Annotated in this window: 7 protein-coding genes; all 7 read left to right on the forward strand. The window is 42.0% G+C overall.

Going from position 1 to position 11,903, the window contains the following annotated elements:
- The first annotated feature begins 52 nt into the window (after nucleotides 1–52).
- Nucleotides 53–610 carry a ribosome recycling factor gene (gene frr, locus BSG1_RS17060; protein WP_006838427.1) on the forward strand — a complete coding sequence of 186 codons (558 nt, stop codon included), beginning with the start codon at nucleotides 53–55 and terminating at the stop codon, nucleotides 608–610.
- 520 nt (nucleotides 611–1,130) lie between these two features.
- Entirely contained in the window at nucleotides 1,131–1,925 is a 795-nt protein-coding gene (locus BSG1_RS17065; RefSeq protein WP_006838429.1) for an isoprenyl transferase, read from the forward strand.
- On the forward strand, nucleotides 1,922–2,716 hold the full coding sequence (locus BSG1_RS17070; protein ID WP_006838430.1) for a phosphatidate cytidylyltransferase: 795 nt from the start codon (nucleotides 1,922–1,924) through the stop codon (nucleotides 2,714–2,716). Before BSG1_RS17065 ends, BSG1_RS17070 begins: the two co-directional genes overlap by 4 nt.
- 60 nt (nucleotides 2,717–2,776) lie before the next feature.
- Entirely contained in the window at nucleotides 2,777–3,928 is a 1,152-nt protein-coding gene (locus BSG1_RS17075) for a 1-deoxy-D-xylulose-5-phosphate reductoisomerase (protein WP_044023087.1), read from the forward strand.
- Nucleotides 3,929–4,073: 145 nt separating this feature from the next.
- On the forward strand, nucleotides 4,074–5,330 hold the full coding sequence (gene rseP, locus BSG1_RS17080) for an RIP metalloprotease RseP (protein WP_044023088.1): 1,257 nt from the start codon (nucleotides 4,074–4,076) through the stop codon (nucleotides 5,328–5,330).
- A gap of 134 nt (nucleotides 5,331–5,464) precedes the next feature.
- Complete coding sequence (locus BSG1_RS17085) at nucleotides 5,465–7,174, forward strand: proline--tRNA ligase (protein ID WP_006838433.1); 1,710 nt, start codon at nucleotides 5,465–5,467, stop codon at nucleotides 7,172–7,174.
- A 650-nt stretch (nucleotides 7,175–7,824) separates the two neighbouring features.
- The coding region (locus BSG1_RS17090; RefSeq protein ID WP_044023089.1) for a PolC-type DNA polymerase III at nucleotides 7,825–11,903 on the forward strand (4,079 nt) is incomplete at its 3' end.

The following is an 11,903-nucleotide window of genomic DNA, read 5'->3' on the forward strand; positions in this document are numbered from 1 at the left end:
AACGCGCTGTTTTAGGTGAATCTATCGGAACAATAGTTAGGGGGAAAGCATAATGCCAAGTAACGTTATGTCCAACACAAAAGAAAGAATGACAAAAGCAATCCAAACTTTCACAAGGGAGCTGGCTTCTATCCGTGCCGGAAGAGCAAACGCTTCTTTGCTGGATAAAATCACAGTAGACTATTACGGAGCTCCAACTCCGGTAAACCAGTTAGCTGGAATTTCTGTCCCTGAAGCCAGAATGCTTGTTATTCAGCCTTATGATAAATCTGCTTTGGGAGATATCGAAAAAGCAATCATGAAGTCAGACCTTGGTATCACTCCGTCAAGTGACGGGAATATCCTGCGCATCGTGATTCCTCAATTGACGGAAGAACGCCGAAAAGACCTTGTTAAGCTTGTGAAAAAAGAATCAGAAGATGCAAAGGTTGCAATCCGTAACATCCGCCGCGATGCAAATGACGAATTTAAAAAGTTAGAAAAGAATGGAGACATCACTGAAGATGATCTTCGAGGTTATTCTGATGATGTTCAAAAGCTCACAGACGACCACATTAATCAAATTGATTCCATTGCAAAAGATAAAGAAAAAGAAATTTTGGAAGTTTAATTCCATTACTCAATCTTTTGAAAAAAACCCTCTATTCAAGGGGGTTTTTTTCATCTGTAAGTCAGTGGTAAATTGCTGCTTCAACAGTATGCATTTTTTGACGAGTTGAGTGAATTCGTGTTTATTGAAGATATATATACATATTTTTGATATGATAGTAGGGAAAAAGTAATTACAGTCAATTTCGTATTCGCTTTTCGTACTTATCGCTATCCTATACATTTTAGCTGGGCTTGTTGAGACTTCCAGTAAATAATCTAAATCTTTGACAGTTCGGGCTAAGTCTTAGAGCCGCTGATACAGCGAATCATTGTTCATTTCAGGATCTCTTGGACTGCCATGAGCGAAGAAGGACTGTAGACAAATCAGACAAAGCTCACAAAGACGGGCATGTTAAGTAATGAAACTTGAATAGTATGGTCAAGATTGAAAAGAGGCTGCGGGTCTGATGAAGGTATGGACCTTGCGAATATTTTTTAATAAATGAAATTGATACTAATGTTTTTGTGGAGGATCAATTATGTTAAATAAAATGAAATTATGGAAAAGTCAAAAAGGGAAGCCTGAATTTGACGAAAAATTTCATGAAGTGCTAAAGCATCGAATCCCTAATCATATCGCAATCATTATGGATGGCAATGGGAGGTGGGCAAAGAAAAGAGCGCTTCCAAGGATTGCAGGCCATCATGAAGGCATGAAAGTGGTGCGTAAAATTACGAAGATGGCTAATGCCCTTGGAGTCAAAACATTGACTCTATATGCCTTTTCAACTGAGAATTGGAAAAGGCCTAAGATGGAAGTGGAATACCTGATGAAACTGCCTGAAGAGTTTCTTGGAACATTCTTGCCGGAACTTATCGAAGAAAATGTAAAGGTGACCATGATGGGCTATGAGGACAACCTTCCATCGCACACATCGAACGCTATAAAAAAAGCAATGAAGGAAACGGAACATAATGATGGGCTTGTTTTAAACTTTGCCTTGAATTATGGCAGCCGATTCGAAATCATTGAAGCTGTTAAAGATGTCTTAAATGATGTCAGCAATGGTATAATAGATAAAAATCAAATAAACGAAGAAACCTTCTCAAATTATTTAATGACTAAGGATCTCCCGGACCCTGACCTTTTGATACGAACGAGCGGTGAAATACGATTAAGTAATTTCATGCTCTGGCAGCTGGCTTATACTGAATTTTGGTTTACTCCGGTATTATGGCCTGATTTTCAAGAAGAGCATTTAATAGAAGCGATTGAAGTATATCAGGGAAGATCAAGAAGGTTCGGCGGTGTACAAAGTGAGGAATTAGAATGAAACAAAGAATACTGACTGGTGTCATAGCAGCGGCTGTCTTTTTGCCAATCGTACTTTTTGGCGGCACGCCCTTCTTGATATTGACATATTTAATTGCAACAATAGGGTTGTATGAAGCTTTAAAGATGAGGAATCTCAAGATATTTTCAATCCCAGGATTCATTTCTATGGCACTTTTATGGATTTTTTTACTTCCTGATCAATATATTGATGTTATAGAGGGGCTAGGATACAGCAAAATTGAACTTGCTCTTTTAGCGGTCCTGTTGTTCCTTACTTACACAGTGGCAGCGAAGAACCGATTTTCGTTCGATGATGTTGCGTTTTCTATCCTGGCAACTCTTTATGTGGGAATAGGGTTTTACTACTTCATTGAAACAAGGGATGCAGATGCAGGAGTACAGTTCGTCTTCTATTCTCTGTTTCTGATATGGGCAACTGATTCAGGTGCTTACTTTATTGGACGGGCTTTTGGAAAAAGAAAGCTTTGGCCTGATATCAGCCCGAATAAAACAATTGAAGGGTCAATAGGCGGTGTGGTTTGCGCTATGATCGTGGCCATCATCTTTACCTTTGTGGCTGACCTTAATGTATCGCTCCCTAAGCTTTTGATCGTATCAGCTATCTTGTCTGTTTTTGGGCAAATAGGTGATTTAGTGGAATCTGCTTTAAAACGCCATTATAATGTGAAGGATTCAGGTCACTTGCTTCCGGGCCATGGAGGTATTCTGGATCGTTTCGACAGCCTGTTATTCGTACTGCCCCTGCTTCATTTTCTTAATGTGATATAAGTTATAAGAGAACTTGTGAAAGCTTAAGGCAGAAAGTGTTTACATGTAGGAGTGAATGTTTTGAAGAAAATCAGTTTAATGGGAGCGACCGGATCAATTGGTCTGCAAACGCTTGATGTTATCCGTGAACATGAGGATGAGTTTGACCTTACAGCCGTATCAGCCGGCAGGAATATTGCAGAAACAAAAAAAATCATTAATGAATTTCGCCCGAAAGTTGTATCAGTCCAGTTAAAAGAAGATGCACTCTCACTTCAAAACGACCTTCCGCCAGGGACAAAGGTATTATGGGGAGAGGAAGGGCTGCTTGAGGTTGCCTGCCATCAGGATTCTGACATCCTTGTGAATGCTGTCTTGGGAAGTGTCGGGCTCTATCCAACTTTGCAGGCGATAGAATCAGGCAAGACAATAGCAATTGCCAATAAAGAAACCCTGGTGACGGCAGGTCACATTGTAATGGATGCTGCACGCAAAAACGGTGTTTCTCTCTTACCGGTGGACAGTGAACATTCGGCTATCTTTCAATGTTTGCAGGGGGAGGATCACAAGACTATAGATTCTCTTATCATTACAGCTTCGGGAGGCAGTTTCCGGGACCGCACGCGGGATGAGCTGGAAGGTGTAACAGTGGATGAAGCACTTAACCACCCCAATTGGTCCATGGGTGCCAAGATTACAATCGACTCAGCGACAATGATGAATAAAGGGTTGGAAGTCATTGAAGCACACTGGCTGTTCGGAATTCCGTACAATGATATAAAAGTATTATTGCATAGAGAGAGCATCATCCATTCCATGGTGGAATTTCATGACAGCTCCGTAATGGCTCAACTGGGGACACCGGATATGAGGGTGCCGATTCAATATGCTCTTACATATCCAGATCGCTTCGAGAGACACCAGGGGAGCAGGCTGAACCTTGCAGAGATTGGAAAGCTGCATTTTGAGGAAATGGACTTTGAGCGCTTTCGCTGCCTAAGGTTTTCGTTTGAAGCAGGGAAGGCTGGCGGGTCAATGCCGGCTGTGCTAAATGCGGCAAACGAAGCAGCGGTTGCGAGATTTCTGAATGGAGAAATCTCTTTCCTGCAAATTGAAAGCCTAATCGAGAGAGCGCTGGACAAACATGAATTGATCAAACAGCCGGATTTGGATACAATCAGAACAATTGATGCTGAAACGAGGCGTTTTGTCCAATCAATGCATCTTGATTAAGCAAAACTCCTCTAAGGAGTCATTCAACAAAAAAGATACAGAGTTACTGTATCCACTGAAGAAGGATATTACTGCCAAACGATAGTTTCTATATCGCCAGGTCAGGTATTTCATCAACACATCATTTACAAAGGTGGTTTTCTATTTGCAGACAGTGATAGCCTTTATTGTCATTTTTGGCGCACTTGTTTTCTTTCATGAGTTAGGTCATTTAATTTTTGCCAAAAGGGCAGGTATCATGTGCCGGGAATTTGCAATTGGCTTCGGGCCGAAAGTGTTCTCTTATAAAAAATCAGAAACAACCTACACAATAAGGCTTCTTCCGCTCGGCGGCTTTGTCCGTATGGCAGGGGAAGACCCGGAAATGATCGATATCAAGCCGGGATACCGGGTAGGGTTGATTTTAAATGAGGATGAAACAATCCAAAAAATCGTCTTGAATAATAAAGACAAATACCCTAATATCCGGGTAGTGGAAGTGGAACAAAGCGATCTTGAACATAAGCTGTTTATCCGCGGTTATGAAGATGGAGAAGATGAGTTAAAGACGTTCCCTATCAGCCGGGATGCCATGATCATTGAAGATGGTATTGAAACACAAATTGCTCCTTGGGACCGGCAGTTCGCTTCAAAAACGTTAGGGCAAAGAGCTATGGCCATCTTTGCAGGGCCCCTTTTCAACTTCATCCTGGCATTTTTCATCTTTTTGCTCGTAGGAATACTCCAAGGTGTACCCGTCAATGAGCCAGTACTTGGAAAACTCACTGAGGATGGTGCTGCGAAGGAATCCGGATTGCAGCAAGGTGATCAAGTATTGAGCATTGATGGCAATGAGATTTCCACTTGGGAAGACATCGTTACCGTTATTCAACAACATCCGGGAGATCAATTGCTGTTCACTATCGATCGAAACGGCAATACAGAGGAACTTACAGTAACTCCTAAGCCGCAGGTCATTGAGGATAAGGAAATTGGCATCATCGGTGTTCATAGTCCTGTTGAAAAATCCCCTTTAAAAGTGATCAGCAACGGATTTGAACAGACTTACGAATGGACGAAACTGATCTTTGTGATGCTTGGTAAATTGGTCACCGGACAGTTCTCGATAGATGCATTATCCGGTCCTGTTGGGATATACCAATCCACGGACATCGTAGCCAAGTCGGGTATTTATTACCTGATGAGATGGGGGGCCATTCTCAGCATCAACCTCGGGATTATGAACCTTCTTCCTATTCCAGCTTTGGATGGAGGAAGATTGATGTTCTTTGCAGTAGAAGCAATCAGAGGAAAGCCGGTAGATCGTCAGAAGGAAGGGATGGTCCATTTTATTGGATTCGCACTCCTGATGGTTCTGATGCTGGTAGTAACCTGGAATGATATTCAGCGTTTCTTCCTGTAGGATAAATTTAAAGCAAGAAAAGAGAATGAACCTGTTCGTTCTCTTTTCTTATGAGTAATCTTATAGTTTTTATTTACCTACTTTTCCAAAACCAGCTTTACATAAAAAACTAATATTAATTGAGGTGGCAGTATATGAAACAAAGTATGACGTTGATACCGACTTTAAGGGAAACACCTGCAGATGCAGAAGTGAAAAGTCATCAGCAGTTACTCCGTGCCGGATTTATCAGGCAGAATTCCAGCGGTATTTACAGCTTTCTTCCGCTTGGACGAAAGGTGCTTCAGAAAGTAGAAGAAATTATCAGGGAAGAAATGATCAATGCCGGCGGAGTGGAGCTATTGATGCCTGCACTTCAACAAGCAGAACTTTGGCAGGAATCAGGGAGATGGGGCACATACGGACCGGAACTTATGCGATTGGAAGACAGGCATAAACGCAGTTTTGCACTTGGTGCCACTCATGAAGAGGTGATTACTTCCCTAGTGAGGGATGAAATCAAATCATATAAGAAACTGCCGTTGACCTTATTCCAAATTCAGACAAAATTCAGGGATGAGAAAAGACCACGCTTTGGTTTGCTTAGAGGCAGAGAGTTCATCATGAAAGATGCCTATTCATTCCACTCTTCTTATGAAAGTCTTGATGATACATATGAAAAGATCTTTCAGGCATATTCCAATGTGTTCACACGCTGCGGCTTGAATTTCAGGGCAGTTATCGCGGACTCCGGAGCAATGGGCGGAAAAGATACCCATGAATTCATGGTCCTATCAGACATAGGAGAAGATACGATAGCGTACTCTGATACTTCTCAATATGCCGCCAATATTGAAATGGCCCCGGTTACAGCCCGCTATGAGGAGTCGACAGAAGCTGAAAACGAAATGCAAAAAATTGAGACTACAGGGCAGAAGAGCATTGAAGAAGTAAGCAGCCATTTACAGGTAGAAAAAGATAAGTGCTTGAAATCCCTACTGTTTAAAGTGGATGAGGAATTTGTCCTTGTAGTGGTTCGAGGCGATCATGAAGTGAATGATATCAAAGTGAAAAATCTGCTTGATGCATCTGTTGTTGAGTTGGCTTCTGCTGAGGAAACTAAGGAATTGCTAAATGCGCCTGTAGGTTCTATAGGGCCGGTAAACCTGAAAGCAGATGTGAAAATCATTGCTGATGAAGCTGTCAAATATCAAAAGAATGCAGTATGTGGAGCAAATGAAGAAGGATTCCACTTCACCAACGTAAATCTTGAAAGAGATTTTAATGTAGATCAATTTGCGGACCTTCGTTTCATTCAAGAAGGAGACCCGTCTCCTGATGGACAAGGAACGATTGTATTTGCTAAAGGAATAGAAGTAGGACATGTTTTCAAACTGGGAACAAGGTACAGCGATGCAATGGGTGCCCAATACCTGGATGAAAACGGCAGAGCCCAGTCCATGATTATGGGGTGTTATGGGATTGGAGTTTCGCGGACACTGGCAGCCGTGGCAGAGCAGTACTGTGATGAAAATGGACTTCAGTGGCCTTCCAGCCTGACGCCGTTTGATGTTCATATTGTCCCGATCAATATTAAAAACGATGAGCAAAGGGAACTAGCTGAACAGCTGTACTCAGAATTAAAGGAACAAAGATTTGATGTCCTGCTTGACGATCGACAAGAACGTCCGGGTGTAAAATTTACAGACTCCGACCTAATTGGATTGCCTTTCAGGGTTACTGTCGGTAAAAAAGCCGCTGATGGTGTGGTGGAAGTGAAAATCAGAAAAACCGGAGATGTAATTGAGGTTCATAAAGACGAGCTGACAGCTAAATTGCAGGAATTATTTCGCAATCAATATTGATGGAATTTATGGTATGATAGAAAGGAATTCATATGATAGTTCCAAAAGACTGGAGGGTCTGATCATTTAGATCAGTCCCTTTCTTCTGTCTTTTCTTAATAATAAACTTGGATTTTTTATTTGCAGGTAAGTCGAGCTTATTTTAGGAATCACCTACCAATTCGATTCTGATTTGCAGGTGAAATGCCTAACTTTCAGTTACTCACCTACAAAATATATTTTCTGGAGTGACGTCCCGCTAAGCTGAGATGTTTACCAACAATTAAAATGAACATCAGGCGTCTAATCAGGAGAATATATTTTTCAGCTTTTAGTTATCCATCACAGGTCAAAAAACGCATATTTTGATAAACTGGAAATGCAACTTTATTAGTTAAACGTTTTATATGGCTCTTTTTGTAAAATTTGTTGCTATTTAATATGAATTTCGAGAAATATAGACAGCATTCACTCGAAATATCCTGGTAAGCAAGGAAGAAAAGAGATACTCTCCCTGTTCAGAGAGAAAACACCTTTTAACCTGGGGGAAATTTTTTCCGAAAGCAACAATCTATACGAAGCCTTTTATATAGAGACAGAAAAAAGAATGGGGGAGAAATAAATTGCGAGATAATCCCGCCGGTAAAAAAGAAAGATTTCAAGTATTGCTTATGCAGCTTGGTTTGACAGAGGATGCTGTTGTGCAGCATTTTCAGTCGGCCCAAATCGATAAGCTATTGGTTGATCGTCAGGAAAAAAAGTGGCACTTTTACTTCACCTTGGAAAAGCTTGTGCCCTGTTCGGTGTGGAATGCTTTTTCAGTCAGGCTGCACCAGGCCTTTCAACACATTGCCAGAGTCCAGTTTTCCATAAAGCTTTTGGATGACACACATACACACGAACAGTTACTTGATTATTGGAATGAATGCATTAAAGAAATTGACGGTATCTCACCGCCGTTACTTGCCCTTTTGAATCAGCAGGTTCCAACTATTAAAGGCAATAAAATCATCGTCCAGACATCCAATGAAACGGAAGCCACTGCCTTGAAGAGGAAATATTCAAGTTTTATTTCTTCAGTCTTCCAGAATTTCGGATTTCCGGCCTATACCATTGACGCAGAGGTCAAACAATTCGACAAAGGAAATGACGACTATCAGAAATTTTTGGAAGCCAAGAGACTTGAAGATGAAGAAAGAGCCAAACAGGCAGTCGTCGAGATGCAAAAACAGGCTAACGAAAAAGATCAGGATGCTGCTCCATCAGGACCGGTCAGCATCGGATTGACCATCAAGGATGATGCAGAGTTCAGGAAAATTGAACAAATCCATGATGAAGAAAGAAGAATAGCGCTTGAAGGGTATGTGTTTGCTGCTGAGACAAAGGAACTTCGCAGCGGTCGTACGTTACTGACTTTCAAGATCACTGACTATACAAGTTCAATCATGGTCAAGATGTTCTCTCGTGATAAAGAGGATGCTGCTGTCATGACCAGATTGAAAAAAGGAATGTGGGTCCGATGCAGAGGAAGCATTCAAAATGATACATTTGTCAGAGACCTGGTCATGATCGCAAATGATGTCAACGAGATTACCCCTGTACTGAGAAAAGATACAGCTCCAGACGATGAAAAAAGGGTGGAACTCCACCTTCATACACCAATGAGTCAAATGGATGCTGTCTCGTCAGTCGCCAATCTGGTCGGACAAGCCAGCAAGTGGGGACACAAAGCTGTGGCCATCACGGACCACGCAGTCGTGCAATCTTTCCCTGAAGCATATAATGCCAGTAAAAAAAACGGCATCAAAATCCTTTATGGATTAGAAGCCAATTTGGTTGATGATGGGATACCAATCGCGTATAACGATGCCCACAGAAACCTTGAAGAAGACACATATGTTGTCTTTGACGTTGAAACAACAGGGTTATCAGCCATGTATAACACGATTATTGAACTGGCTGCGGTGAAGATTAGGGATGGTGAGATCATTGACAGGTTTGAATCGTTCGCCAATCCGCATCATCCGTTATCAGCAACAACCATCAACTTGACCGGCATCACTGATGACATGGTTGAGGGTGCTCCTGAAGTCGCTGAAGCATTGAAAGCATTCAAGGATTGGGCTGGAGACGCGGTTCTTGTCGCTCATAATGCCTCGTTTGATATGGGGTTTCTGAATGTTGGATATGGGAAGGCTGGATTGGATAAGGCTGAGAACCCTGTAATTGACACTCTTGAATTGGCTAGACTTTTATATCCAGAGATGAAGAATCACCGCTTGAATACTCTTGCCAAGAAGTTTGACGTAGAACTTACACAGCATCACAGGGCAATTTATGATGCTGAAGCAACAGGCTATCTGCTTCTTAAAATGCTGAAAGATGCCAATGAAAAAGGTATCATCTACCATGATCAGTTTAATGATTACATGGGGAAAGGTGATGCGTATAAACGTTCCAGGCCGTCTCATGTGACATTGCTGGCGCAAACCGAAGAAGGGTTGAAAAACTTGTTTAAGCTTGTGACGATTTCACATCTTGAGTATTTTTTCCGTGTTCCCCGAATTCCGAGATCATTGCTCCAAAAGTACCGAAGCGGGATTCTCGTCGGGTCTGGATGTGACAAGGGAGAAGTCTTTGAAGGAATGATGCAAAAGGCTCCTGAAGAAGTGGAGGAAGCAGCGCGTTTCTATGATTACCTGGAAGTCCACCCTAAAGAAGTCTATCAGCATTTGATTGAACTTGAGTTGATTCAATCTGATCAGAACCTTGAAGAGATTATCGGCAATATCGTCCAACTTGGAGAAAAACTTGATCTTCCAGTTGTCGCTACAGGGAATGTCCACTATATTAACCCAACGGATAAAGTTCACAGGGAAATCCTTGTAGGCTCTCAGGGGGGCGCGAACCCGCTGAACCGTCATAAACTGCCTGATGTCCATTTCAGGACAACCAATGAAATGCTTGACTGCTTCTCTTTCCTCGGGAAAGAAAAGGCCAAGGAAATTGTAGTGACAAACACAAATAAGATCGCTGATTTAATTGATGAAATCAAACCGATTAAAGACGATTTGTATACACCGAAAATCGAGGGTGCAGATGAAGAGATGCGCCGGATGAGCTATGCAATGGCCAAGAGCATTTACGGTGAAGAACTGCCGGAAATTGTTGAAGCTCGGCTTGAAAAAGAATTGAAAAGTATCATCGGTCATGGATTTGCGGTTATTTATTTGATTTCAGCAAAACTGGTTAAAAAATCACTTAGTGACGGATATCTGGTAGGTTCCCGTGGATCTGTCGGTTCTTCTTTTGTGGCCACAATGACAGAAATCACAGAAGTCAATCCGCTCCCTCCTCATTACGTATGTCCGAAATGTAAACATTCGGAGTTCTTTGATGACGGTTCAGTCGGATCAGGCTTTGACCTGCCTAACAAGAATTGTCCCGAGTGTGGAAATGTCTTTAAAAAAGATGGGCACGACATCCCATTTGAAACATTCCTCGGCTTCAAAGGGGACAAAGTTCCGGATATTGACTTGAACTTCTCTGGTGAATACCAGCCAAAGGCCCACGATTATACGAAAGTACTGTTTGGTGAGGACAATGTTTACCGTGCAGGAACAATCGGTACAGTTGCAGATAAAACAGCCTTTGGATATGTAAAAGGATATGCATCTGATAACAACCTTCAAATCAGGGGAGCAGAGGTAGATAGGCTGGCTCAAGGGTGTACGGGTGTTAAGAGAACCACCGGGCAGCATCCTGGAGGAATTATCGTTGTACCGGATTATATGGACATTTTTGACTTTTCGCCAATCCAATTCCCGGCAGATGATAAAAATTCAGAATGGAAAACAACCCACTTTGATTTCCATTCCATTCATGACAACTTGTTGAAACTAGACATTCTGGGGCACGATGATCCGACAGTTATCAGAATGCTTCAGGATTTATCCGGTATCGATCCTAAAACAATACCGACAGATGATCCTGAGGTCATGAAGATATTCAGTGGAACCGAGTCCCTTGGTGTTACAGAGGAACAAATCATGTGTAAAACCGGAACGCTCGGCATACCTGAATTCGGTACACGATTTGTAAGGCAGATGCTTGAGGATACAAAGCCGACAACATTCTCGGAGCTTGTTCAGATTTCAGGACTGTCTCATGGAACGGATGTTTGGCTTGGAAACGCCCAGGAATTGATTCATAACAACATCTGTAACCTGAGTGAAGTAATCGGCTGTCGTGATGATATCATGGTTTATTTGATTTATCAGGGACTTGAACCTTCTCTGGCCTTCAAAATTATGGAGTTTGTCAGGAAAGGAAAAGGACTGCAGCCGGAATGGGAAGAGGAAATGATGAAAAACGGGGTTCCAAACTGGTATATTGATTCATGTAAAAAAATCAAGTATATGTTCCCGAAAGCCCATGCTGCAGCCTACGTGTTGATGGCTGTCAGGATTGCCTACTTTAAAGTCCACCATGCTTTGCTCTATTATTCTGCCTACTTTACTGTGCGTGCGGAAGACTTTGATATTGAAGCGATGGTGAGGGGCAGCCAGGCAATCAGGGCGAAGATAGAAGATATCAACAGCAAAGGCCTTGATGCCTCACCAAAAGAAAAGAATACATTGACAGTGCTTGAACTGGCATTGGAGATGTGTGAGAGAGGGTATAAGTTCCAAAAGGTTGATTTATACCGTTCTTCAGCGACTGAGTTTATTATTGATGGTGATACTTTGAT

The sequence above is a fragment of the Bacillus sp. SG-1 genome, assembly GCF_000181495.1.
Taxonomy (GTDB): Bacteria; Bacillota; Bacilli; order Bacillales; family Bacillaceae_B; genus Rossellomorea.